Source organism: Pseudomonas sp. RGM2987 (assembly GCF_022952855.1).
Classification (GTDB): domain Bacteria; phylum Pseudomonadota; class Gammaproteobacteria; order Pseudomonadales; family Pseudomonadaceae; genus Aquipseudomonas.
Genome location: NZ_JALJDX010000218.1, coordinates 42169 through 68065 on the forward strand (window position 1 = coordinate 42169; position 25897 = coordinate 68065).

Genomic DNA, 25897 nt, shown 5'->3' on the forward strand with positions numbered 1-25897 from the left:
AATCTTTGCAGCGCCTGAGGGGGCCGCCGTACACGGGGCCGCCCTCGGGCTTACGCGATCAGCGTCGCTTGGCCATCTCATTGATGAAGCGATCGAACAGCGGAGCCACGTCGTTCGGGCCCGGGCTCGCTTCAGGGTGGCCCTGGAAGCTGAACGCGCTCTTGTCGGTGCGTTCGATACCTTGCAGAGTGCCGTCGAACAGCGATTTGTGAATCGCGCGTACGTTGGCCGGCAGGGTCGCTTCGTCTACCGCAAAACCGTGGTTCTGGCTGGTGATCATGACGACGCCGGTGTCCAGGTCTTGTACCGGGTGGTTGGCACCGTGGTGGCCGTGGCCCATTTTCAGGGTCTTGGCGCCCGACGCCAGGGCCAGCAACTGGTGGCCGAGGCAGATGCCGAATACCGGGATCTCGGTTTCCAGCACATCTTTGATTGCCTGGATCGCGTAGTCGCAAGGCTCGGGGTCACCGGGGCCGTTGGACAGGAACACGCCGTCAGGCTTGAGGGCCAGGACGTCTGCGGCCGGGGTTTGTGCCGGCACCACGGTCACGCGGCAACCACGTTCTACCAGCATGCGCAGGATGTTCAGCTTGACGCCGTAGTCGTAGGCCACCACGTGGTACGGCAGCTCGGAAGCCTCGATGGTCGCGTGCGCGTCGGTCTTCAGGTCCCAGACCGAGGAACGCCACTCGTACTGTTCCTTGGTGCTGACGACTTTCGCCAGGTCCATGCCCTTGAGGCCTGGGAAGCCCTGGGCAGCAGCGATAGCCGCTTCTTCGGAAATGTTGTCACCAGCCATGATGCAGCCGTTCTGCGCGCCCTTCTCCCGCAGGATGCGGGTCAGGCGGCGGGTGTCGATACCGGCGATCGCCACGACATTGTTGGCTTTCAGGTAATCGGACAGGGACATCGTGTTACGCCAGTTGCTCGCTACCAGCGGCAAATCACGGATGACCAGACCGGCGGACCAGACGCGATCGGACTCGGCATCTTCCGGCGTGGTGCCGGTGTTGCCGATGTGCGGGTAGGTCAGGGTAACGATTTGCTGGGCGTAGGAAGGATCGGTAAGAATTTCCTGATAGCCGGTCATTGCGGTGTTAAACACCACCTCACCAACGGTCTGACCGTCGGCTCCAATGGCTTCGCCGCGAAAAATGCTGCCATCAGCAAGGGCGAGTATGGCTGGCTTAGTCAAGAAGACCTCCCGTAAATAAAGCCTGAAAGGGCGATCGCAGGTTGTAAAAAAGCGGAGTGACGTATGGACACGTCACCCCGCTTGTTCACTGAATTATTCTGCGCGCTTTTAGTGGACACACTAAAGCTGTAGCTTACAGAAAAAGGCTTTTTTGGTCCACCGCTAATGAGCCTTAAGGCAGGGGAATGCGACAGGCCGTCGCGAAGCGGTGTAAAACGGGGCGCAGTATAACCTGAACCCCGCCTTCAATGGCATCAACGCAGGTCGAGAACGTCCTGCATGTCGTACAGGCCAGGCTCACGCCCGTCCAGCCACAACGCAGCACGTACCGCGCCCTTGGCGAAGGTCATCCGGCTCGAGGCCTTGTGCGTGATCTCCAGGCGCTCACCCTCGGTGGCGAACAACACGGTGTGATCGCCCACCACATCACCACCGCGCACGGTAGCGAAACCGATGGTGTCTCGATCCCGCGCACCGGTATGGCCCTGACGCCCATATACGGCGACTTCCTGCAGGTCACGACCCAGCGCATCGGCGATCACTTCCCCCATGCGCAAGGCGGTTCCCGAAGGTGCATCGATCTTGTGCCGGTGATGCGCCTCGATGATCTCGATATCCGCGTCGTCACCCAGGACCCGCGCCGTCAGATCCAGCAGCTTCAGCGACAGGTTCACACCCACGCTGAAGTTCGCCGCGAACACGATCGGGATGTCCTTGCCGGCATCGGCCAGCAATTGCTTCTGCGCGGCATCCAGCCCGGTGGTGCCGATCACCATGGCCTTGCCGTTCTTGCGGCAGATGGCAAGGTTTTTCAGCATCACTTCCGGCAGGGTGAAATCGATCAGGACATCGAACTCATCGAGCACCTTTTCCAGGCCGCCGGACATCGGCACGCCGATGCGCCCCAGCGACGCCAGTTCCCCGGCATCAGCCCCGACCAGCGTGCTGTCAGGCCGAACGATGGCAGCCGTCAGGCCCGAGAGCGGCGAGCGTTGCTGCACCGCCTCGACCAACGCCTTGCCCATGCGCCCCGCAGCGCCCATCACAGCTATACGTCGCATGCGACCTCCTTACAGATCGCCGAAGAAGCGCTTCACGCCTTCGAACCAACCGGTGGTTTTAGGGGAATGACTGTTGTCACCCTCCAGCGAACTGCGGAACTCTTCCAGCAACTCACGCTGGCGCCGACTCAGGTTGACCGGTGTTTCTACCGCAACGCGGCACATCAGGTCACCGGCACCGCCACCACGCACTGGCGCAACGCCTTTGCCGCGAATGCGGAACTGCTTGCCGGTCTGCGTGCCCTCAGGGATCTTCAGCTTGACGCGACCATCGAGAGTCGGGATCTCAAGCTCGCCACCCAAGGCCGCATCGACAAAGCTGATCGGCACTTCGCAGAACAGATGCTTGCCGTCACGCTGGAAAATCGCGTGCTCACGCACGTTGATAACCACGTACAGGTCGCCGGTCGGGCCACCCTGGGCACCCGCCTCGCCCTCGCCCGACAGGCGAATGCGGTCACCGGTATCGACACCGGCCGGCACCTTGACCGACAGCGTCTTGTACTCTTCGACACGCCCTTCGCCGTGGCAGGAATCGCACGGATCAGAAATGATCTTGCCTTGGCCATGGCAGCGCGGGCAGGTCTGCTGCACCGAGAAAAAGCCCTGCTGCATACGAACCTGACCAATGCCACCACAGGTCGGGCAGGTGACGGGCGACGAGCCCTTCTTGGCACCCGAGCCATCGCACGGCTTGCAATTGACCAGCGTCGGCACGCGGATATTGACAGTGGTACCGCGCACCGCCTCTTCCAGGTTCAGCTCCAGCGTATAGCGCAAATCGCTGCCACGCTGGGCGCCACCACGGGATCCGCCCCGACCGCCACCGAAGAAATCGCTGAACACGTCACCGAAAATATCGGAGAAATTCTGGCCGCCAAAACCGGCACCGCCGCCACCCATGCTCGGGTCGACACCAGCATGACCGTACTGGTCATAGGCCGCGCGCTTGCTGGAATCGGACAGTACTTCGTAAGCCTCGTTGGCTTCCTTGAACAACTCTTCCGACGCTTTGTCGCCGGGATTACGGTCCGGGTGGTGCTTCATGGCCAGACGACGATAAGCCTTCTTCAGCTCCGCCTCGCTGGCGCCCCGCTCGACACCCAATACTTCGTAGAAATCACGTTTTGCCATTAGTCTTTGCACTCTTATAGGACGTCCGGCAAACCTCTCCTGAACCTTGCCAAACTCGTTGAGCCTCCATACAGGCCCGGACCCAACTCACGTCGATTCAACGATCCTGGTCTTCAATCTTTCAGCCAGGGACCCGGCCAAAACGCGGTGCCTATCGATCGAAAAGCAGGAGCATCCCCGATCACACCGCCAGCATCCGAACGCCGTCGCATGCTGTAAAAATTCGCTGGCTCCAGACACGCCAACGCGGGAGCAAGCTCCCGCGCGGCGACATCCTACCAGCCACCGCACAAATGCAGTCAACCGGCCGACCAACAAGCGATTACTTGTGGTCTTTCACTTCTTCGAACTCAGCATCGACGACGTCGTCGGCTTTTTCGGCCGATTCGCCTTGCTGTGCGGCGCCTTCAGCCGGCTGAGCCTGCTCGGCGTACATCTTCTGAGCCACTGGCGCGGAGACCTTTGACAGCTCTTCGATCTTCGCTTCGATGGCAGCCTTGTCGTCGCCCTTGACGGCAGCTTCCAGGGCGACCACGGCCGCCTCGATGGCAGTCTTCTCTTCCGCAGTCACTTTCTCGCCAGCATCAGCGATCATTTTGCGGGTCGAGTGCACCAGGGCATCACCCTGGTTGCGGGCGCTGGCCAGCTCTTCGAACTTGCGGTCTTCCTCGGCGTTGACTTCAGCGTCGCGAACCATCTGCTGAATTTCTTCCTCGGACAGACCGGAGTTGGCCTTGATCACGATCGACTGAGTCTTGCCGGTGGCCTTGTCTTTCGCGCCGACGTGCAGGATGCCGTTGGCGTCGATGTCGAAGGTCACTTCGATTTGTGGCACGCCACGTGGAGCCGGTGGAATCTCAGCCAGGTCGAACTTGCCCAGGGACTTGTTCTGGGCCGCCTGCTTGCGCTCACCTTGCAGCACGTGAATGGTCACGGCGCTCTGGTTGTCGTCGGCAGTCGAGAACACTTGGGATTTCTTGGTAGGAATCGTGGTGTTTTTCTCGATCAGCGCGGTCATCACGCCACCCATGGTTTCGATACCCAGGGTCAGCGGGCTGACGTCGAGCAGCAGAACGTCCTTCACGTCACCGGCCAGAACGGCGCCCTGGATAGCAGCACCCATGGCAACGGCTTCGTCCGGGTTCACGTCCTTGCGTGCTTCTTTACCGAAGAAATCGGTCACCAGCTTCTGGACCAGCGGCATACGGGTCTGACCACCGACCAGGATCACGTCGTTGATCGAGCCAACGTCGATACCGGCGTCTTTCATGGCGATGCGGCAAGGTTCGATAGTGCGTTGAACCAGGTCTTCCACCAGCGCTTCGAGCTTGGCGCGGGAGATTTTCACGTTCAAGTGCTTGGGACCGGTGGCATCTGCAGTGATGTACGGCAGGTTGACGTCGGTCGACTGGCTCGAGGACAGCTCGATCTTGGCCTTTTCAGCGGCTTCTTTCAGGCGCTGCATGGCCAGCGGGTCACCCTTGAGGTTCATGCCGCTTTCTTTCTTGAACTCGTCTACAAGGTAGTCGATCAGGCGGATGTCGAAGTCTTCACCACCGAGAAAAGTGTCACCGTTGGTTGCCAGAACTTCGAACTGGTGCTCGCCATCGACTTCAGCGATCTCGATCACCGACACGTCGAAGGTACCGCCACCCAGGTCATAAACGATCACGGTGTGATCGCCCTTGGCCTTGTCCATGCCGTAGGCCAGGGCCGCGGCAGTGGGTTCGTTGATGATACGTTTTACGTCCAGGCCCGCGATGCGGCCGGCGTCTTTGGTGGCCTGGCGCTGGCTGTCGTTGAAGTAGGCAGGAACGGTAATGACCGCTTCAGTCACTGCCTCGCCGAGGTAATCTTCGGCAGTCTTCTTCATTTTCTTCAGGATTTCAGCCGAGATCTGTGGCGGCGCCATTTTCTGGCCGTTCACTTCAACCCATGCGTCGCCGTTGTCAGCCTTGGCGATTTTGTAAGGCACCATCTTGATGTCTTTCTGCACGACTTCTTCGTCGAACTTGCGACCGATCAGACGCTTCACCGCGTACAGGGTGTTATGCGGATTGGTCACTGCCTGACGCTTGGCCGATTGACCAACCAGAATCTCGCCATCGTTGGCGTACGCAATGATCGATGGCGTGGTACGCGCGCCTTCGGCGTTCTCAATGACTTTGGCCTTGCCGTTTTCCAGCACGGAGACGCACGAGTTGGTGGTCCCCAGGTCGATACCGATAATCTTGCCCATGTTAACTCTCCCGGAACTTGGATTTTGTTGCCGCAGCAGTGGTGGCTAACTGCGGTAGCACTTAAACGCTTGACTTCTAAATGGGGCCGTTACGACCGATTTCAAGCCTGCTCATCAATAGAAGGCGAAACCGGTGCCGGCGACTTGCTGACCACAACCATGGCCGGGCGCAGCAGGCGGCCGTTGAGCAGATAGCCCTTCTGGAAAACCTTCAGGACACTGTTCGGCTCGACGTCTGCGCTTTCCTGCATCGCCATAGCCTGGTGATGCTCGGCGTTGAACGGTTCGCCATGGGGATCGATGGCTTCGAGCTGGTAGCGCTTGAGGGTGTCCTGGAACATCTTCAGCGTCAGTTCGATGCCTTCACGCATCGGGCGGATGTTCTCGTCGTCCGGATTGGACAGCTCCAGGCCGCGCTCCAGGCTATCGATAATAGGCAGCAGGTCGCCGGCAAAACGCTCCAGGGCGAATTTGTGAGCCTTTTCTACATCCTGCTCGGCGCGACGGCGGACATTCTGCAGGTCGGCTGCTACACGCAACGCCTGATCCTGCGCACCGGCCAGTTGCTCTTCGAGCACTTGTACACGTGCCGCCAGGTCTTCACCCGAATCCTGGGAAGCCTGATTGGCGTCTAGATTTTGCGTGTCCTGCGTCTGTTCGTCAGCCATAGAGATTTCTCCTTTCAACTTCGTCCGCGAGCTCGACTCGCGCTTCTGCCCCGGTATATGGGGCCGGGTTTTCCAGCTTCAAGGGCCGCCCGACGAATTAACCTTACAAAAAACAGCTGCATAATCATTCCGTGAAGCACTAAGAAAATCCTGGAACCAAGCAAATCGAGCTAAGCGAAGGCATTGTCAGGCCGAAACAAAACACTGTATAAATAACCAGACCTAAAGCCTGGGAGCGGCCTTATGCTGGTGCACCTGTCCGTACATAATTACGCCATTGTCGAACATCTCGACCTCGAACTTGATCGAGGCATGAGCGTGATCACCGGTGAAACCGGCGCTGGCAAGTCGATCATGCTCGACGCCCTCGGCCTGACCCTGGGCGACCGCGCCGACAACGGCGTGGTACGTCCCGGCGCGGACAAGGCCGACATCCTGGCGACGTTCGACCTGGTCGACATCCCCGAAGCCCGCACCTGGCTGGCCGAGCGCGACCTGGACATCGACGGTCCGTGCATCCTGCGCCGGGTCATCACCGCCGAAGGCCGCTCCCGGGGCTACATCAACGGCACACCCTGCCCGCTGGGCGATCTCAAGGCCCTCGGCGAACTGCTGATCGATATCCACAGCCAGCACGAACACCAGTCCCTGCTCAAGACCGACACCCATCGCCGCCTGCTGGATGAATACGCCGGTGCCACCGACCTGGCCCGCCAGGTCCAACTGGCGGCCCAGCGTTGGCGCCAGACGCGACAGGAGCTGGAGCGGCTTTCCAACTCGGGCGACGAACAGCGTGCCCGTCATCAGTTGCTCAGCTATCAGCTCGAAGAACTGGAAAACCTGGCCCTGGGTGAAAACGAACTGGAGGAACTGGAGCAGGAACACAAGAACCTGACCAATGCCGAAGCCCTGCTGGGTATCTGCCGCCAGGTCGTCGAACAATGCAGCGAAAGCGATTCGGGAAACGTGCTCAACGCCCTGACCGCGAGCCTGAACCGACTGTCCAGCGTGAACAATTCAGTCGGCGCCCTGAGTGAAGCGACCAACCTGCTGACCAGCGCGCAGATCCAGGTTGAGGAAGCCGTCGGGGAATTGAACCGGTTCCTCGATCATTTCGATGCCGACCCGGCGCGGCTGCAGTACCTGGAAGAGCGCCTCGACACCATCTATACCCTGGCTCGCAAACATCGCGTCCAGCCAACCGAGGTAGCCGAACTCCAACAGCGGTTGCTGGAAGAGCTGGAAACCCTGAATGCCAATGACGAGTCTATCGAGCGACTCGGCGATGAACTGGCCGCCTATGCCCGTCATTATCAGGAAAAGGCCAAGGAACTCAGTGAACTGCGCCAGCAGGCCGCGACCGGGCTGGCCAGTGCGGTTGAACAGGAAATCCAGCGGCTGGGCATGCCGGGGGGACGCTTCACCATCGAACTACACCCCAACACCGGTGACGAACTTCAGCCCAATGGGCTGGAACAAGTGGAGTTGCTGGTCAGCGCCAACCCTGGCCAGCCGCTCAAGGCCCTGGCCAAGGTCGCTTCGGGTGGCGAGCTGTCGCGAATCAGCCTGGCCATCCAGGTCATCACAGCGCAGACGTCTCGCGTACCAACCCTGGTATTCGACGAAGTGGATGTGGGTATCGGAGGGCCGACTGCGGAAATTGTCGGGCAGTTACTGCGCAGGCTCGGGGAGCGCGGCCAGGTGCTGACGGTCACTCACCTGCCTCAGGTCGCGGCCCAGGGGCACCAGCATTTATTTGTGCACAAGGTGCGTGGCGAGGATGCCACTCGCACCGCAGTGTCCAAGCTCAATAAAAACGAACGCGTGGAAGAAGTGGCGCGGATGCTGGGAGGGATCGACCTCACCAAGGAATCCCTGGCCCACGCGAAAAAAATGGTCGTTGCGGCTAAAAGCTGACAACAGCCGTAAAGCAAGAAGGCGACCCTAGGGTCGCCTTCTTTCGTTTCGGGAGCCTGGGCTCACGCAACGTGCTTATTTACGCTGGCGCACATGCAGGACGAGATGGTGATCGATCAGCTCGAAACCATGCTCTTCAGCAATTGCCTTTTGCAGCTTCTCGATTTCCGGGCTGACGAATTCGATGACCTCACGGGTTTCCACGTTCACCATGTGATCGTGATGCTCCCCGTCAGCCAATTCAAAGACAGCATGACCGCCATCGAAATTGTGACGAGCCACAAGACCCGCTGCCTCGAACTGAGTCAGGACACGGTAGACCGTGGCCAGACCAACGTCCTCGCCAGCTTCCATAAGCGCCTTGTAGACGTCTTCGGCACTCATGTGGCGTTGCTCGGCGGAGTCGAGCATTTGTAGAATCTTGACCCGTGGCAGGGTCACTTTGAGGCCGGCTTTGCGTAGTTCGCTATTTTCAACCATGGTCAGCTTTCTCGCGATGCTGCTTCGCAGCTTCTCTTAATGCGGGTATGATCGGCGTTTACGTTGTCCCAGCCAAGATAGTGGAAGTCGCCCACCGATGCAAAACACCAAGCTCTTGCTAACCAGTTTCACCTTCGTGGGACTGCTCGCACTCGCCGGTTGTTCATTCCCCGGGGTTTACAAAATCGACATCCAGCAGGGCAATGTCGTCACGCAGGACATGATAGACCAGTTACGCCCGGGAATGACCCGCCGGCAAGTACGGTTTATCATGGGCAACCCTCTGCTGACCGACACGTTCCACGCCGATCGCTGGGATTATCTCTACAGCTTGCAGCCAGGTGGCGGTGAGCGCCAACAGGAACGCATCAGCGTTATCTTCAACGCCAATGACCAACTGGTCAGCCTGTCGGGCGATTTCATGCCTGGCGTGAGCCGCGACGAGGCCATCATGGGCAAGGACAGTGGCACGACTGTCACTGCGCCTGCCGAGAACGCCGAGAAGCCGAAGCCGGAAAAACCGACCAAACCTGGCTCTTTGCTGGATCAGATCCAGAAGGATGTCGACAAAGTCGAGACCGTGCCTGTGCCGACACCAGAACCCCTGGATACGTCGCCGCAATAATAGGCAACATGAAAAAACCCGGCATGCCGGGTTTTTTATTGCCTGCATTCCGGACCCGGCTATTGTGCTGATTGACGGGCCTGGGCAGCCCTGGCTGCCCGCAACCGACGAACTTCTTTCGGATCCACCAGCAAAGGCCGGTAAATCTCCAGCCGATCACCCGCCTGCACCCACTGCTGATCCGGATCGGCGACTACTTTGCCGAAAATCCCCACAGCGCAGGTCCCCAGATCCAATTCAGGGAACATATCGGCAACACCGGATGCCCTTAGCGCAGCGCTGACGCTTGTGCCTTGCGGCACTGCAAACGCACGAAGGAGCTGGCGCTCAACAGAGGCATATACCACTTCTATTTCGATCAACGCTTGAGCTCTGCATGTTGCTTGGCGCGCTGGCAGAACGCGTCGACCAAGGTGTTGGCGGCTTGATTGAACAGCGGCCCCAATGTCGCTTTCACCAGAGGCCCGGCATAGTCGAACGACAGGTCCAGGCTGATTTTGCAGGCTTTTTCCCCAAGCGGCTTGAACACCCAGACGCCGTGGAGCTGATTAAAAGGCCCCTCTTCCAGGTTCATTTCGATGGACTGCCCCGGCACCAGGGTATTGCGCGTGACAAAGCGCTGGCTCAATCCACCCTTGGCGATATTGAGACTGGCACGCATATGGGTCTCGGAGCTTTCCAACACCTCGGCCGACGAGCACCAAGGCAAGAATTGCGGGTAACTCGCCACATCGTTGACCAGGTCGTACAACGCCTGCGCCGGATAGGGCAGCAAGGCCGAGCGTTGAATATGTGTCGTCATGTAAGCGTCACTTCCACAGCTGGGCGGCAAACACTACAAGAATGCCGATGGGCGCCACGTAGCGCATCAAGAACAGGCTCAAGGCGAACAATACAGGGCTGCGCAGCGACAGCTCATCACGTACAGCTTCACGCCCCATCACCCACCCTGCAAACACCACGAAACACAAACCGCCCAACGGCAGCATGATCCGTGATGTGAAGAAATCAATCACGCCGAAGAAATCCAGCCCTCCGGTGGCTCCCCACTGATAGAGACTGAACAGCCCGTCTTCGTTCACGAAAAACTTGGCCTGCTTCCATATATTGAAGGAAAACACCGTTCCCAGGCCCACGAACCAGCAGGTAAAGGCCAGCCAAAAGGTCACCCAGGCGCGGCTGATACGCGTGCGCTCAACCAGATAAGCCACCATTGGCTCGAGCAGGGAAATGGCTGAACTCCAGGCGGCGATGGCCACCAGGACGAAGAACACCACGCCCATCACTTGTCCGAATGCCATGCTGCCGAATGCAAAAGGCAGACTGACAAACATCAGGCCCGGACCTTCACTGGGGTTCAAACCCGCGGCGAACACAATCGGAAACAAAGCCACGCCAGCCATCAGCGACACGAAGGTATCCAGCAGCGCAACGCCAAAGACCGTGCGGGTCAGGGAGGCGTTCTTGGGCATGTAGGCGCCATAGATCATGATTGAGCCGACGCCCACGCTCAGGGAGAAAAACGCATGCCCCATGGCCGGCAGCAGGCCGTCCAGGACTTTCTCCGGCTTGAAGTCGAACATGAAATGCAGGCCTTCCATGAAGTGCCCGGTGGTCATGCTGTAGCCCAGCAACACCAGGATCATGACGAACAGCAACGGCATCATGATCCGCAGGCTGCGCTCCAGCCCCGCGACGACACCCTTGGCAATCACCACGGCCGAAAGCACCATGAAAACCGTGTGCCACAGGGTCAGCCGCCACGGGTCGGCGATGACGTTGCCGAAGTAGGCGCCAACCTGATCAGGCGCGACGCCCTGGAAATCCCCTCGCCCCATGTCAATGATGTAGTCCAGCGACCAGCCGCCGACTACGCTATAGAAAGACAGGATCAGCAGCGCCGTGATCATCCCGGCGAAGGCGCCCCACGACCATTTGGTCGAGTGCCCCGCCTCTATTGCCAGCACCTTCAAGGCATTGGCCGGGCTCTGACGGGCGCGACGCCCGATCAGGGTTTCGGCGAGCATGACCGGTGCGCCGATCAGCGCGATGCAAGCCAGGAACATCAGTACGAAGGCGCCACCACCGTAGACGCCGACCATGTATGGAAACTTCCAGATGCTACCCAGCCCCACGGCAGAACCGGTTGCCGCGAGTATGAAGACCCAGCGGCTAGCCCAACTGCCGTGGACAGAAACCTTGTCTGTCGACATCGTGATCACGCCCAAGCGTTCAAAAAAGAGGCCGCATTGTCCGGGATTCACTCAAGGTGCTCAAGCACACAGCTTCACCGTAGCCGACACGCGCGCAACTGCCTATAATGCCGCCCCTATGGCTAAACAGAAGAAACACCCCACAGGGACCATCGCGCAAAATAAAAAGGCGCGACACGATTACTTCATCGAACAGCGGTTCGAGGCTGGCATGGTCCTGGCCGGCTGGGAAGTAAAGAGCCTGCGTGCCGGCAAGGCGCAACTGGTAGACAGCTATGTGCTGCTCAAGGACGGCGAAGCTTGGCTGCTGGGCAGCCATATCACGCCGCTGACCACCGCCAGCACCCACGTGATTGCCGACCCGGTGCGCTCGCGCAAGCTGCTGCTCAACAAGCGCGAACTGGAAAAGCTCTTCGCAAGCGTCCAGCAGAAGGGCTACACCTGCGTCTGCACGTCGCTGTACTGGAGCAAGCACTTGATCAAGTGCGAGATTGCCCTGGGCAAGGGCAAGAAGGAATACGACAAGCGCGATACCGAGCGCGAACGCGACGCCGGTCGCGAGTTGCAGCGGGCCGTGCGGAACAAGGGCAAGGAAGATTGATTCCTTCGCTTTGAAATAGCATTCGCGAGCAAGCCCGCTCCCACAATGGATCAATTCGTACACATATTCCGTGTTCGCTAGAGAACCAATGTGGGAGCGGGCTTGCTCGCGAATGCGCAAGCCCATCCACCGCCAGATAACTGCCTACATCCCCTTACGCCGTTCGGCACGCGCCACGCGCTGCACTTCCTGACGCACCTCTTCCAACACCTCCTGCACATACAGAATATGTCGGCTGGACACTTCCCGTGCCTGTTCGGCATGTCCATCCATGATCGCCTGATACAACTCCCGATGCTGGCTGATCAGCATGTCGCGGGTTTCGCTGCGCTGCTTGTACATGCCGCCGATGTTGGTCACCACGTTGCGCTTGAGCAGGTCGAACAACCCGCGAATGGTGTGCAGCAACACCGCGTTATGACTGGCCTCGGCAATCGCCAGATGGAACCGCGCATCGGCCGCCCCCTCCTCCGCCCGACTCACCTCTTCGTGGCGCGAATAACAATCCTGCAGTTCCTCGAACGCGGCCGTCAGGCGCTCACGATCCACATCGGTGGCGCGCAACGCTGCGTAGTAAGCACAGGATGCTTCCAGAGTGTGACGAAACTCCAGCAAGTCCCGTTGCGCCTCGGGGTTGCTTTCCAACAATTGCAGCAAAGGATCGCTGAACGTCGACCCCAGTGACTCCACGACGTAATTGCCACCGCCCTGGCGACTGACCAACAGCCCCTTGGCCGTGAGTTTCTGAATCGCCTCGCGCAACGATGGGCGTGACACGCCGAACTGTTCGGCCAGGGTCCGCTCGGCCGGGAGCCGCTCGCCGGATTTCAGCGTGCCTTCAAGGATCATTCCTTCAAGCCGCTCGACAATATCGTCAGACAAACGGCGCTGACGAATCTGATCAAACCCCATAACTCGATTCTCCACGATCCCGACGGCTCGCCGGGATCTCTATTCTGGCGCATCCCGGCAGCGTCCACACCCATCAAAAGTCATTTCTACAAACAGATCAGATGCGATCTGCAGTGCTTCTTCGACGAAAGTTTTCGAGCGGCAAATTGACACACGACGATCAAGGCTTTTACCCTAGCCGACAGCGCTTGTAAATTGGTATTACCAATTAACCAAATACGCTGACCAGTGCCTGACCAACAACAATTAGGGGCCCACCCACTATGCAAACCTGGCAACAGCTCTACAGCCCGCTCGGCAGTCTCGGCTTGTCCGCACTCGCGGCCGTCATTCCTATCGTATTTTTCTTCCTGGCCCTGGCGGTGTTTCGCCTCAAGGGCCATGTCGCCGGCAGCATCACGCTGGCCTTGGCGATTGCCGTGGCGATCTTCGGATTCAACATGCCCGTCGACATGGCCTTCGCCGCCGCCGGCTATGGCTTCGCCTATGGCCTGTGGCCTATCGCCTGGATCATCGTCGCCGCGGTTTTCCTCTACAAACTGACGGTCAAGAGCGGCCAGTTCGAGGTGATCCGTAGCTCGGTGCTGTCGATTACCGATGACCAGCGCCTGCAAGTGTTATTGATCGGCTTTTGCTTCGGCGCCTTCCTGGAAGGCGCCGCCGGTTTCGGTGCGCCGGTGGCGATTACCGCCGCGCTGTTGGTCGGCCTGGGCTTCAATCCACTGTATGCCGCAGGCCTGTGCCTGATCGCCAATACCGCGCCAGTGGCATTCGGCGCGCTGGGCATCCCGATCATCGTGGCCGGCCAGGTCACCGGGATCGACGCCTTCAAGATCGGCGCCATGACCGGTCGCCAGCTGCCATTGCTGTCGCTGTTCGTGCCGTTCTGGCTGGTGTTCATGATGGATGGCCTGCGCGGCGTGCGGGAAACCTGGCCGGCCGCGTTGGTGGCGGGCTTGAGCTTCGCCATTACCCAATATTTCACCTCCAACTTCATCGGCCCGGAACTGCCGGACATCACCTCGGCCCTGGCCAGCCTGATCTCCCTGACCCTGTTCCTGAAAGTCTGGCAGCCCAAGCGCAGCGCCGGAGCGCAGATTGCCGGCGCCACTTCCAGCGCAACGGTCACCGCCAGCGTCGGCGGTTTCGGCCAACCGCGCAGCACCGTGGCTTCGCCCTACAGTCTTGGGGAAATCTTCAAGGCCTGGTCGCCGTTTCTGATTCTCACCGTGCTGGTAACGATCTGGACCCTGAAACCGTTCAAGGCGATGTTTGCCGCTGGCGGTGCGATGTACGCCTGGGTGTTTAACTTTGCCATCCCGCACCTGGACCAGATGGTGATCAAGGTCGCGCCCATCGTGGTCAACCCCACAGCCATTCCAGCGGTGTTCAAGCTGGACCCGATTTCCGCCACCGGCACGGCGATTTTCTTTTCAGCGCTGATCTCGATGCTGGTACTGAAAATCAGCCTCAAGACTGGTCTTACCACTTTCAAGGAGACCTTTTTTGAGCTGCGCTGGCCGATCCTTTCCATCGGTATGGTGCTGGCATTCGCCTTCGTCACCAACTACTCGGGCATGTCCTCGACTATGGCCCTGGTGTTGGCCGGCACCGGCGCGGCTTTCCCGTTCTTCTCGCCGTTCCTGGGTTGGCTGGGGGTGTTCCTGACCGGTTCCGATACGTCGTCCAACGCCCTGTTCAGCTCGCTGCAAGCCACCACCGCACACCAGATCGGCGTCAACGACACCTTGCTCGTCGCGGCGAACACCAGCGGTGGCGTAACCGGCAAGATGATTTCACCGCAATCGATCGCCGTGGCCTGTGCGGCGACCGGGCTGGTGGGCAAGGAATCGGATCTGTTCCGTTTTACCCTCAAACACAGCCTATTCTTTGCAACGATCGTAGGCCTGATCACCTTGGTCCAAGCCTACTGGTTCACCGGCATGCTGGTGCACTGAGTCCTACAGGAAACACCGAAAGAACCGACGCCGATCCCCGAATCGGCGTTCGCTATCGATTACCGGGTCTGCAAGGCTGCTGAAAGATTTGCTCTCTATATTCAGCGGCCTCAGCGGACGGATAACCGGGACCACCCGGAGACACGCCTGATGAGCGAGCTTTTTTATAACGCCGTGCCGAACGCGACCCGAGTCGCACCGCCATTGCCCGAGCCTCGGCAGTACCCCAGCGAGAAACCGCCACGGGTCTACCTGTTTGGCACCTGCGTGGTGGACCTGTTCTACCCCGAAGCCGGGATGGATGCGATCCGCCTACTGGAGCGTGAAGGGATCCGGGTGGACTACCCGCAAGGGCAAAGCTGCTGCGGCCAACCGGCCTATACCTCGGGTTACACCGAGCAGGCGCGAACGGTGGCGCGGGCACAACTGGCCTTGTTTGCCAACGATTATCCGGTGGTCGTGCCGTCGGGATCCTGCGCTGGCATGCTGCGCGAGCATTACGCCGACCTGTTCAAGGATGAGCCCGAAACGCTCAAGCAGGTTCAGGCCCTGGCGGCCCGGACCTATGAACTGGCCGAGTTCCTGTTGTTTGTCTGCAAGGTGCAACTGAACGACAGTGGCGCGCCGGTGAAGGTCGCCCTGCACACCTCGTGCTCGGCGCGGCGTGAAATGAATACGCACCTGCATGGCCGCGCCCTGTTGGCGCAGCTGGGCAACGTGGAGCGGGTCGAGCATAGCCATGAAAGCGAATGCTGTGGCTTTGGTGGGACATTCAGCGTGCGCATGCCGGATATTTCCGGCGCGATGGTGGCCGACAAGACCCGTGCACTGAAGGAATCCGGCGCGCATGAGGTCATCAGTGCCGACTGCGGTTGCCTGATGAACATCAACGGCGCGCTGGAAAAGCAGCAGGAGGCGCTGCGCGGCCAGCATCTGGCAAGCTTCCTCTGGCAGCGTACCGGAGGTGTTGCATGAGCACGCCGACGCTGATTCCGGCCGTAGAGGTACAAGAGGATTTTCGCGCCCGCGCCCACAAGGCCTTGGACGACACGCAACTGCGAAACAACTTTCGCAGCGCGATGGATTCACTGATGACCAAACGGGCAACGTCCTTCAGCGATGCCCACGAAAGAGAACACCTGCGGGTGCTGGGCAATGCCGTCCGCGCCCGTGCGCTATCCAAGCTGCCCGACCTGCTCGAGCAACTTGAAGCCAACCTGACCCGCAACGGTGTGAACGTGCACTGGGCGGAAACGGTGGACGAAGCCAACGGCATCGTCCTCTCGATCATCCGCGCTCACGAGGCGCGGCAAGTGATCAAGGGCAAATCGATGGTCAGCGAAGAGATGGAAATGAACCATTTCCTCGAGGCTCGAGACATTGAATGTCTCGAGTCCGACATGGGGGAATACATCGTCCAGCTCGATCACGAGAAGCCTTCACACATCATTATGCCGGCGATTCACAAGAATGCCGGCCAGGTCGCGTCCTTGTTCCACGACAAACTCGGCGTGGAATACACCAAGGACGTCGACCAACTCATTCAGATCGGTCGCAAAGTCTTGCGACAGAAGTTCTTCGAAGCTGATGTCGGCGTCTCCGGCGTCAACTTTGCCGTCGCCGAAACCGGCACTCTGCTGCTGGTGGAAAACGAAGGCAACGGGCGCATGTCCACCACCGTGCCACCGGTACACATCGCCGTGACCGGCATCGAAAAAGTGGTAGAGAACCTGCGCGATGTCGTGCCGTTGCTCTCGCTGCTGACCCGCTCGGCCCTCGGCCAACCGATCACCACCTACGTCAACATGATCTCCGGGCCACGCAAGCCCGGCGAGCTGGACGGTCCCCAGGAAGTGCACCTGGTACTGCTAGACAACGGTCGCAGCCAGGCGTTTGCCGACAGCGAACTGCGCCAGACCCTGAACTGCATCCGCTGTGGCGCCTGTATGAATCATTGCCCGGTCTACACCCGAATCGGCGGTCATGCCTACGGCGAGGTTTACCCGGGGCCTATCGGAAAAATCATCACGCCGCACATGGTCGGCCTGGCCAAAGTGCCGGATCACCCGAGCGCCTCTTCGCTCTGCGGCGCCTGCGGTGAAGTGTGCCCAGTGAAGATCCCAATTCCGGCCTTGCTGCGGCGGCTGCGGGAAGAAAACGTCAAGGCGCCGGACAGCCCCCACCCAGTGATGCGCGGCCAGGGCAGCAAGTATTCGCCCAAGGAACGCTTCATCTGGAATGCCTGGGCCTGGCTCAACAGCTCACCGCGGCTTTACAGGCTGTTCGGCTTCCTCGCCACCCGCCTGCGCGCCCTGACGCCCCGTAATGTCGGCCCGTGGACCCAGAACCACAGCGCCCCCAAACCCGCCGCCCGCTCATTGCATGACCTGGCTCGCGAACACCTGGATCAACAGGGAGACCGTCGATGAGCGCCAAGGAAAATATCCTCGCCAAGCTGCGCAACAGCCTGACAAGCACCACACCCGTTGCTGACACCTACAACGTCGAGCTGGTGACCCAAACCTACCGCTACGCACCTGAGGAGCGCATCCCGCAGTTGCGCAAGCTGATGGAGGCGGTGCACACCGAAATCCACCTGACGTCCGGCGAAGGCTGGCCGGCGCTGTTGACGCAGCTGCTGCGCGACCGTCAACTGCCGAGCCTGCTCATCGCACCAACCACGCCCCACGGGAAAAGAATCACACAGTTCTGGGCGAACAATCCGGACCTGCCAACGCTCAAGGCCTACGACCGACCGGTCGAGGAATGGAAAGCCGAACTGTTCAACGACACCCCGGCCAGCCTGACCGGAACCCTCGGCGCCATCGCCGCCACCGGAAGCCTGATTATCTGGCCGACGCGGGAAGAACCGCGGCTGATGAGCCTGGTCCCGCCGGTGCATTTCGCCTTGCTCAAGGCCAGCGAGATCCGCGACAACTTCTATGAAGTGCAGCAGGAATTCGAATGGGCCCAAGGCATGCCCACCAACGCCTTGCTAGTGTCAGGCCCGTCGAAAACTGCCGACATCGAACAGGTCCTGGCCTACGGCGCCCATGGTCCGAAAGACCTGGTGGTACTGATTCTGGAGGACCAATGACCCTTCCGGCCTCTTTCCTACGCGACGTACGCCAACTGATCCCACAGAAGCGCCTTTTCGACGATCCCTTGTCGACCCTGGCCTTCGGCACTGACGCCAGTTTCTATCGGTTGATTCCGAAACTGGTGGTCCGGGTCGAGAGCGAAGACGAAGTGGTGGCGCTACTGCAATTCGCCCAGCGCGACCGGGTGCCCGTCACCTTCCGCGCGGCGGGCACCAGCCTGTCCGGGCAAGCGATCAGCGACTCGGTGCTGATCGTATTGGGGGATAACTGGAACGCTCGGCAGATTCGCGACCAAGGCACACAGATTCGCTTGCAGCCCGGCGTGATTGGCGCCCAGGCCAACGCCTGGCTGGCCCCGTTCGGGCGCAAGATCGGCCCGGACCCGGCCTCGATCAACGCCTGCAAAATCGGCGGCATCGTCGCCAACAACGCCAGCGGCATGTGCTGCGGCACCGCGCAGAATACCTATCACACTCTGGCCGGTATCCGTTTGATACTGGCCGATGGCACCCGCCTCGATACCGAGGACGACGCCAGTGTGACAGCCTTTCGCGCCAGTCATGGCGAACTGCTGGAGCGCCTGGCGACCCTCGGTCGCGAAACCCGCGCCAACGCCGAACTGGCCGCCCGAATCCGCCACAAATATCGTCTGAAAAATACCACCGGCCTGTCACTCAATGCCCTGGTGGATTTCGATGACCCTGTGGATATCTTGAGCCATCTGCTGGTGGGCTCCGAAGGCATCCTCGGCTTTATCAGTGCGGTGACCTACAACACGGTCATCGACCACCCGAACAAGGCGTCGGCGCTGATCGTGTTCCCCGATGTAGAAACCTGCTGCAACGCGGTCACCGTGCTGAAAAGCCAACCGGTCTCGGCGGTGGAGTTGCTGGACCGGCGCAGCCTGCGTTCGGTGCAGAACAAACCGGGCATGCCGGATTTCGTACAACATCTGTCGACCCATGCCTGTGCCCTGCTGATCGAATCCCGCGCCGCCTCTTCGTCGCTCCTACAGGAACAACTGGCGCGGATCATGGCTTCGCTGGCCGCTTTCCCGGTGGAAAAACAGGTCGACTTCACCGAAGACCCAAAGGAAAACGCTCGGCTCTGGGCCATTCGCAAAGACACCTTCCCAGCCGTTGGGGCGGTACGCAAAACCGGGACCACGGTGATTATCGAAGACGTGACCTTCCCGGTGGAGCAACTGGCCATTGGCGTGAATCGCCTGATCGAGCTGTTCGACAAACATCACTACGACGAAGCGATCCTTTTCGGACATGCACTGGAAGGCAATCTGCACTTCGTCTTCACCCAAGGCTTCAACAACCCGGAAGAAGTCGCACGCTACCAGGCGTTCATGGATGACGTGGCGCAATTGGTGGCGGTGGAGTTCGGCGGCTCGCTGAAAGCCGAACACGGTACCGGCCGCAACATGGCGCCATTCGTCGAGCTGGAATGGGGCCGCGATGCCTACCAACTGATGTGGCAACTCAAACGCTTGCTCGACCCCAACGGCATCCTCAACCCGGACGTGGTGCTCAGCGAAGATCCACAGATCCACCTTAAGCACCTCAAGCCGCTGCCGGCCGCCGATGAGATCGTCGACAAATGCATCGAATGCGGGTTCTGCGAGCCGGTGTGTCCCTCCAAGGACCTGACCTTGAGCCCGCGCCAACGCATCGTGATCTGGCGCGACATCCAGGCGAAAAAACGCGCGGGCATCGACACATCGGAACTTGAAACGGCCTACCAGTACCAAGGCATCGACACCTGCGCCGCCACCGGCCTATGCGCGCAACGCTGCCCAGTAGGCATCAATACCGGCGAGCTGGTGAAAAAACTCCGCAGCCGTGAAGCGAAGAACACGAAAATCGCCAACTGGATTGAAGGAAATTTCGCCACCGCCCTCCAAGGCGCCCGCCTCACCCTACATGTCGCCAACGGCGCACGCATGTTGCTGGGAGCCCCACGCCTGGCGAAACTCTCGGCATCGTTGGCACGACTGTCCAAGGGCAATGTGCCGCAATGGACCAACGCCATGCCGCAGCCCGAAAGCCCCATCCGCTTCAGCCCGAGCGTATCGGACGAACGGCCGAGAGTGGTCTACCTGGCCGCCTGCGTCTCCCGAGTCATGGGCCCGGCGGCACAGGATAAAGAGCAGATGTCGCTGTACGACAAGACTCGCGGCCTGCTGGAAAAGGCTGGCTACCAAGTGATCATTCCAGACAACCTGGACAACCTTTGCTGCGGCCAGCCGTTCGCCTCCAAAGGCTACGCCGAACAGGCCGAACACAAGCGCCAGGAGCTAATAGGTGCGCTGCTGCACGCCAGTCGCGGCGGGCTCGACCCGATCTACTGCGACACCAGCCCGTGCACGTTGCGGCTGGTCCAGGACCTTGGCGATGTGCGTTTGGATCTGTACGACCCGGTGCGCTTCATCCGCACCCACCTGATGGAGCGTCTCGACTTCACGCCGCAGGAAGCCCCCATCGCCGTCCATGTCACCTGCAGCACCCAACACCTGGGCGAAAGCCAGGCGCTGATCGACCTGGCGCGAAAATGCAGCAAGCACGTGGTCATACCCGAAGGGATCCACTGCTGTGGTTTTGCCGGCGACAAAGGCTTCACCACACCAGAGCTGAACGCGCATGCATTACGCACGTTGAAGGATGCAATCCAACCGTGCAGCGAAGGGATTTCCACCAGCCGCACCTGTGAGATCGGTCTTACGCGCCATGGCGAAATTGACTACCACGGGCTGGTTTACCTGGTGGATCGGGTGACCCAGGCCAGGGCCAACTGAAGAAAAATAGAACCCTGGCGAACCGGCGCAGTCCACTGATCAAGTCCCGCAAACGTGGGACCTTCCCTCAATTGGTAGCCGTACTGACGGCCAGTGATGCTGTGCCCTCAGTTCAAGGAGAGACACATGAAACGCTCTGTACTGCTAGGTCTGTTTGTCACTGCCTCCATGCTGGCGTCGTCATCGTTTGCCGCTGGTGGCACGGACAGTCTCTGCGAGACCAACCTGCAAACCATCGCCAACGCAAAAAACCAGGTACAGGCGCCAGACCTCCAGGCGCGCGTCGAGGCCAGCGTCCAGCAAGCCAAAGCCTATCAAGCGCTGAATACCAAGGAAGGCACGGAGAAATGCATCGCCGAGACCACCCAAACCATCCAGGAGATTCAGAAGGCGAACAAGGACGGCAAGAACTCGTAAGCGCCGAAGGCCAACCTTCGGGTTGGCCTCAGCCGCGGATTGGCGTACACTGCAAACGCCTGTCGCTTCAGTAGATTCACGAAACGACAGGTTCGGGGCCGTTTAGGATTCGACGCCGGTTGCGAAACTCTAGGTGCATGCCGAGTTGGTAACAGAACTCGTAAATCCACTGTTGCAACTTCTATAGTTGCCAATGACGAAACCTACGGCCAGGAATTCGCTATCGCTGCGTAAGCAGCCTTAGATCCTGAGCTTCTGGTACCTTCGGGTCCAGCAATCATTAGGGGATGTCCGTAAACCCAAAGTGATTGTCATATAGAACGGAATCGCCGTGCAGTACGTTGTGGACGAAGCGGCTAAAACTTACACAACTCGCCCAAAGCACCCTGCCCGTCGGGTCGCTGAGGGTTAACTTAATAGACACGGCTACGCATGTAGTACCGACAGCGGAGTACTGGCGGACGGGGGTTCAAATCCCCCCGGCTCCACCAAATGATCAAAAAAAGACGTCCAAGGACGTCTTTTTTTGTGCCTGCGAGCCAGTAAAAACGCGGCTTCCAGCGCTTTTTCCGTCTTTTGAGAGTTTTTGAGTTTCCAGTCATTCGGGTATTCCAGACGGTATTCCACCTCATCCGGTGCTAATCTTTGGAATACCGAATCAGTGCCTGAGAAGAATCTCATGCCTGCTCAAAACCTCCGTCTCTCGGATAGACAGCTCAAGGGAGTCAAACCCGCGTCCAAGGATTACGTCCTCACGGACGGTGACGGTTTGCAGCTCCGCGTACGCAGCAACGGCTCGTTGCTATGGAATTTCAACTACCGCGAACCGGTGACCAAGAAGCGCATCAACATCGGCTTCGGGACCTAACCCGAACTGTCACTGGCGAATGCACGAAAGATGGCAGTCGATGCCCGCGAGCTGCTCGCTCAGGGCATTGATCCGAAGGTGCAGCGCAATACGCTGAATGAAGCCAAGCGCGCAGAAACGGAACACACCTTCGAGAACGTGGCCACCGCCTGGTTCGAGCTCAAGAAAGACTCGGTCACCCCGGCCTACGCCGAGGACATCTGGCGGTCGCTCACGCTGCATGTGCTCCCCGACTTGAAAACGACACCACTGGTGAAAATCACCGCGCCGATGGTGACTGGATTACTTCGCCCTATCGAAGCGAAAGGCAGCCTGGAGACGGTCAAGCATCTTAGCCAGCGGCTAAACGAGATCATGACCCACGGCGTAAATTCCGGCTTGATCTTCGCCAACCCGCTCAGCGGTATCAGGGCAGTATTCAAGAAGCCCAAGAAAGAGAACATGGCCGCGCTTCCACCCGAAGAGCTCCCCGAGCTCATGCTGGAGATCGCGAATGCCAGCATCAAACGCACCACCCGCTGCCTGATCGAATGGCAGTTGCACACGACGACTCGCCCCGCCGAGGCGGCGACTACCCGCTGGGCGGACATCGACTTTGAAAAGCGTGTCTGGACTATTCCACCGGAGCGGATGAAGAAGCGCCGTTCACACAGCATCCCATTGAGTGATCACGCTGTCGCACTGCTGGAGTCACTGAAGACTCACAGCGGCCATCGAGAATACGTCTTCCCGGCAGACAGAAATCCGCGCCCCCACGCCAATAGTCAGACCGCCAACATGGCGTTGAAACGCATGGGGTTCCAGGATCGGTTGGTCAGCCACGGCATGCGCTCGATGGCCAGCACCATCTTGAATGAACATGGCTGGGATCCTGAGCTCATCGAAGTAGCCCTGGCGCACGTCGACAAGGATGAGGTGCGGAGCGCCTACAACCGAGCCGACTACATCGAGCGCCGGCTCCCGATGATGGCCTGGTGGAGTGAGTATATCCAGAAAGCCGCCACCGGCAGCCTGCTCGCCTCAGCGTACGGCCAAGTCAGAGATAAGAACGTGGTGCCGATTCGCTAGCGCTTTACAGGCGCAAGATTTGCAGCAACAACTGAACGTTCAAGATTCGGGGCAAGCAGCCTCGCTTATCCGCTTCTAAGCGCGGGTCCATCCAAACAGGGCTGCAAAGCCGCCCTGTTTGAATGGACCTTACTTTGAAGAGCTAAAAGCGACCACGTTGTCCAGGATTTACCACGGAATTCCACCGGTGGATAACCGTTCTTCAAGTCCAAAGTGGCGCTGAATTTCGACCCTTGACCGGGTTTATCCACAGGCGTAGAACTGGCCGTGCAAGCGCTGTCGATGACAGCACCCCAGGTGACCCGAACCTTCAAGGTCACGCCGCTCCCGCGGTGGTTCTCCCCCCAAATGGCGATTCGCGTCCGGCAGCTCGCCCGGTCACCTCCCCGGTGATGGATGCCTACTTCAGATCATGGCCCTCATGCGCCAGACAACACCTCCTACTTCGCTGCCCTGCAGCAACCTGCCCGCTTGGCCGAATCTTGCGCCAACCTGCGCCCGTCTCTTTTTCCTGGAAAGAGACGGGCGCTTCTAACACTGCTGCAGCCCTCATCGCACTTGGCTTTGCGGCAACTCCCCTCGTGACAATCGGCGTAACAAACGCCGATGTCACCAGCAACAGCGCTGTAGATGATGGTGCCGCAGACCAAGGAATGGACTGCACCTGACTGACAGTCAGGCATGCCCCGGTCATCGCATTGCTGCGTACACCTGGCTCAGGATCTCGCGGCACTGGTCTCGTCAGCCAATGCAGCCTCCACCCGCCCACCGGTAATGGTGTTCAAGAGGCCAGATCATGAGATGCCCTTGCTCCCGGTCGTAAGGAGCCGCCAGTCACGCGTTAGAGGACATCCCCCACAGGTCGCAGGGGCTTTGATCCCTGATAACACTCAGCATTTCTTGGCGGGATGACGTAGGGCGAGGATTGGAGAGCAGAAGATGAGGTGACAACATGGCATTGGTGAGTAGACGTGATGGCCGTAATTTCGGCTATGGCAGGCAATTGAGGCACGCAGGGCCGCAGGCGCTGAAAGACATGTTTGGCGGAGGCTACTACGGCACGGTCAAGGCGCACGCGGATCGGTGACACGCGTTCGTGAAATGATGCAGGTCTGAGGATGGGCCTGGGGTGAATGATGCGCGGCAGATTGATCGGCAGGTTTTGGCTGATTATGCGGCGTACGTCCATGGTCTGGTTGGGCGCGGTGAGCTCGCGATCAGTACTGCGCCGAACCGCGTTTCCAGTTGAACCGGACCATGGCTGCGCTTCGCGGTGATCAGTATGTGAAGGTGCCCAGCCCTAGCAAGGCGTCAGGCATGCAGCGCAGCGGCATTCGACAATCAGTCCCACAGGGTCAAGACCGAGAACAGGTGAAGCAAATTGCCGACGCGCTGTGTAGCAGCGGTCAGCTGCGGGCGGCCGCGATTGTTCATCTGGCGCGGTCCACGGGCATGAGATTGCGCGAGGCAATCCTGGCGGACATCCCACGGCTATGCCGAGAGGCCGACGACCTCGAAAGGATCAACATTCAGGACGGCACCAAAGGTGGCCGGGCTGGTGCTTCGGCGCCTCGGTGGGTTTTGGTGGATGAGTCTGTTCGCGACGCCTTAGCATTTGCGGCGCAGGTGTCGCCGGCAGGCAGCCGCAACTTGATTGCTCCAAGCGAAAGCTATCAAGACGTTCTACAGGGAATTGTCCGGCACGCCCGGGAGGTCTTGCACACCCACAACCTCAAAGGGTTTCACGAACTGAGGGCGGCGTTTGCGTGCGAGCGCTACGAGCAAATCACACAACATCGCGCGCCTATCAATGGTGGGCGGTGCCACGTCATAGAACGGCAACTTGACCGAGAGGCTCGCATGCAGATCAGCCGAGAGCTGGGGCATGGTCGGATCGACGTTGTAGCTGCTTACATCGGGGGGCGGATATGACGAGGACGTTCGATATGGAGGTTTTCTTGGCAGGCGTACTGACTGGATCGAATGCGACGCGGCAGCGGCACTTGCGACAAGCGAGGGTTATCCAGGCTGCAATCGCAGAGCGGTGGCAGCGGGAAACGCCTTGGGCGTTGGAAGCGGAAGCATTTGGAGTGTGGTTCCCCAAACATCGCCTAGAGCAGCATAGTGAGATCTCTCGATATTATTATCTGCTCACCGTCAGATTGATCGTTCGGCGCTTGGAAGCGTCATGGAAGTTCGTCCTTTGGATGCAGCCTCCATCGAGATCGGCCACCATCAACCTAGTCAGCACCGGCTTCTTCCAAAGGACGACGATCGTTATTTAGGCGCATGACTCTTCTCCATTTCTGGCATCATGATTGTATATGGTCACAGCTATGGCCGGTGCACCAGATCATTCGTGCCCAGTGACCGCTATGGTACTGATCCCATAGCTTCGCTATTAACGTTCCCCGACTCTGAAGTAGGGCATGCCTTGCTTGACTCACGGAAGTAGGCGTTGGTGCCGCCGTTCCCTCGATTCAGCTATCTGTGCTAGAGGAACTGAGCATTCCAATCACGTCTTCGGAGCAAGTGAACACATTGGTAAAATCCTTCGAGCAGGAGGCACAGATCGAAAGCCAAATTCAGCAACTGTGTGACGAGCTAGTCATCCTTGCTGCTAGCTTATAGCGCTTG

General features: G+C 59.4%; 19 protein-coding genes, 1 other RNA gene and 2 pseudogenes. 12 read left to right on the forward strand and 10 right to left on the reverse strand.

Features of this window, described 5'->3' with window-relative positions; translation table 11 throughout:
* Positions 1-58: 58 nt before the first annotated feature.
* The 5 genes from carA to grpE all read right to left on the reverse strand — a co-directional run bounded on the left by carA (position 59) and on the right by grpE (position 6297).
* Positions 59-1195: a glutamine-hydrolyzing carbamoyl-phosphate synthase small subunit gene (carA, locus tag RGM2987_RS23285; RefSeq protein ID WP_245145156.1), complete on the reverse strand. Its 1137-nt coding sequence runs from the start codon at positions 1193-1195 to the stop codon at positions 59-61.
* Between the two features lie 254 nt (positions 1196-1449).
* A complete protein-coding gene (gene dapB / locus RGM2987_RS23290; protein WP_245145157.1) occupies positions 1450-2256 on the reverse strand; it encodes a 4-hydroxy-tetrahydrodipicolinate reductase in 807 nt (268 codons plus the stop codon).
* A 9-nt stretch (positions 2257-2265) separates the two neighbouring features.
* Positions 2266-3390 (reverse strand): molecular chaperone DnaJ, encoded by a 1125-nt coding sequence (gene dnaJ / locus RGM2987_RS23295; protein WP_245145158.1) that lies wholly within the window; start codon positions 3388-3390, stop codon positions 2266-2268.
* Positions 3391-3712: 322 nt separating this feature from the next.
* Entirely contained in the window at positions 3713-5629 is a 1917-nt protein-coding gene (gene dnaK / locus RGM2987_RS23300; protein WP_041025003.1) for a molecular chaperone DnaK, read from the reverse strand.
* Positions 5630-5730: 101 nt separating this feature from the next.
* Positions 5731-6297 (reverse strand): nucleotide exchange factor GrpE, encoded by a 567-nt coding sequence (gene grpE, locus RGM2987_RS23305; protein ID WP_245145159.1) that lies wholly within the window; start codon positions 6295-6297, stop codon positions 5731-5733.
* Positions 6298-6540: 243 nt separating this feature from the next.
* Here grpE and recN point away from each other — a divergent pair, with 243 nt between their 5' ends.
* Entirely contained in the window at positions 6541-8214 is a 1674-nt protein-coding gene (gene recN / locus RGM2987_RS23310) for a DNA repair protein RecN (RefSeq protein ID WP_245145160.1), read from the forward strand.
* 75 nt (positions 8215-8289) lie between these two features.
* On the opposite strand, the gene fur is transcribed toward recN, so the two are convergent.
* Positions 8290-8694: a ferric iron uptake transcriptional regulator gene (gene fur, locus RGM2987_RS23315; RefSeq protein WP_245145161.1), complete on the reverse strand. Its 405-nt coding sequence runs from the start codon at positions 8692-8694 to the stop codon at positions 8290-8292.
* A 97-nt stretch (positions 8695-8791) separates the two neighbouring features.
* Between fur and RGM2987_RS23320 the strand changes: the two genes are divergently transcribed.
* Positions 8792-9319: an outer membrane protein assembly factor BamE gene (locus RGM2987_RS23320; RefSeq protein ID WP_245145162.1), complete on the forward strand. Its 528-nt coding sequence runs from the start codon at positions 8792-8794 to the stop codon at positions 9317-9319.
* 59 nt (positions 9320-9378) lie between these two features.
* On the opposite strand, the gene RGM2987_RS23325 is transcribed toward RGM2987_RS23320, so the two are convergent.
* Genes RGM2987_RS23325 through RGM2987_RS23335 form a run of 3 tightly spaced genes read right to left on the reverse strand, consistent with a single transcriptional unit; the run spans position 9379 to position 11532 of the window.
* Positions 9379-9681 carry an RnfH family protein gene (locus tag RGM2987_RS23325; RefSeq protein ID WP_245145163.1) on the reverse strand — a complete coding sequence of 101 codons (303 nt, stop codon included), beginning with the start codon at positions 9679-9681 and terminating at the stop codon, positions 9379-9381.
* The gene (locus tag RGM2987_RS23330) at positions 9678-10121 is read right to left on the reverse strand and encodes a type II toxin-antitoxin system RatA family toxin (protein ID WP_245145164.1); all 444 of its coding nucleotides are present in this window, start codon (positions 10119-10121) and stop codon (positions 9678-9680) included. The genes RGM2987_RS23325 and RGM2987_RS23330 overlap by 4 nt, the downstream gene beginning before the upstream one ends.
* A gap of 7 nt (positions 10122-10128) precedes the next feature.
* Entirely contained in the window at positions 10129-11532 is a 1404-nt protein-coding gene (locus RGM2987_RS23335; protein WP_245145165.1) for a sodium-dependent transporter, read from the reverse strand.
* Positions 11533-11650: 118 nt separating this feature from the next.
* Between RGM2987_RS23335 and smpB the strand changes: the two genes are divergently transcribed.
* Complete coding sequence (smpB, locus tag RGM2987_RS23340) at positions 11651-12133, forward strand: SsrA-binding protein SmpB (protein ID WP_042730880.1); 483 nt, start codon at positions 11651-11653, stop codon at positions 12131-12133.
* Between the two features lie 144 nt (positions 12134-12277).
* Here the strand turns inward: smpB and RGM2987_RS23345 are convergent, their stop codons facing one another.
* Positions 12278-13045 (reverse strand): FCD domain-containing protein, encoded by a 768-nt coding sequence (locus RGM2987_RS23345; RefSeq protein WP_245145166.1) that lies wholly within the window; start codon positions 13043-13045, stop codon positions 12278-12280.
* Positions 13046-13308: 263 nt separating this feature from the next.
* Between RGM2987_RS23345 and RGM2987_RS23350 the strand changes: the two genes are divergently transcribed.
* The 9 genes and pseudogenes from RGM2987_RS23350 (at position 13309) to RGM2987_RS23390 (ending at position 25192) form a co-directional block, all read left to right on the forward strand.
* Positions 13309-15003 carry a lactate permease LctP family transporter gene (locus RGM2987_RS23350; protein ID WP_245145167.1) on the forward strand — a complete coding sequence of 565 codons (1695 nt, stop codon included), beginning with the start codon at positions 13309-13311 and terminating at the stop codon, positions 15001-15003.
* Positions 15004-15153: 150 nt separating this feature from the next.
* Positions 15154-15978: a (Fe-S)-binding protein gene (locus tag RGM2987_RS23355; RefSeq protein ID WP_245145168.1), complete on the forward strand. Its 825-nt coding sequence runs from the start codon at positions 15154-15156 to the stop codon at positions 15976-15978.
* Complete coding sequence (locus RGM2987_RS23360) at positions 15975-17432, forward strand: LutB/LldF family L-lactate oxidation iron-sulfur protein (RefSeq protein WP_245145169.1); 1458 nt, start codon at positions 15975-15977, stop codon at positions 17430-17432. Before RGM2987_RS23355 ends, RGM2987_RS23360 begins: the two co-directional genes overlap by 4 nt.
* Positions 17429-18100 carry a lactate utilization protein gene (locus RGM2987_RS23365; RefSeq protein ID WP_245145170.1) on the forward strand — a complete coding sequence of 224 codons (672 nt, stop codon included), beginning with the start codon at positions 17429-17431 and terminating at the stop codon, positions 18098-18100. Before RGM2987_RS23360 ends, RGM2987_RS23365 begins: the two co-directional genes overlap by 4 nt.
* Entirely contained in the window at positions 18097-20907 is a 2811-nt protein-coding gene (locus RGM2987_RS23370) for an FAD-binding and (Fe-S)-binding domain-containing protein (RefSeq protein ID WP_245145171.1), read from the forward strand. Before RGM2987_RS23365 ends, RGM2987_RS23370 begins: the two co-directional genes overlap by 4 nt.
* Positions 20908-21033: 126 nt before the next feature.
* On the forward strand, positions 21034-21324 hold the full coding sequence (locus RGM2987_RS23375) for a hypothetical protein (RefSeq protein WP_245145172.1): 291 nt from the start codon (positions 21034-21036) through the stop codon (positions 21322-21324).
* A 94-nt stretch (positions 21325-21418) separates the two neighbouring features.
* Positions 21419-21815, forward strand: a transfer-messenger RNA (tmRNA) gene (ssrA, locus tag RGM2987_RS23380).
* 188 nt (positions 21816-22003) lie between these two features.
* Positions 22004-23260: pseudogene (locus RGM2987_RS23385) on the forward strand (integrase domain-containing protein).
* A gap of 1096 nt (positions 23261-24356) precedes the next feature.
* Positions 24357-25192: pseudogene (locus RGM2987_RS23390) on the forward strand (integrase domain-containing protein).
* Positions 25193-25897: the final 705 nt, after the last annotated feature.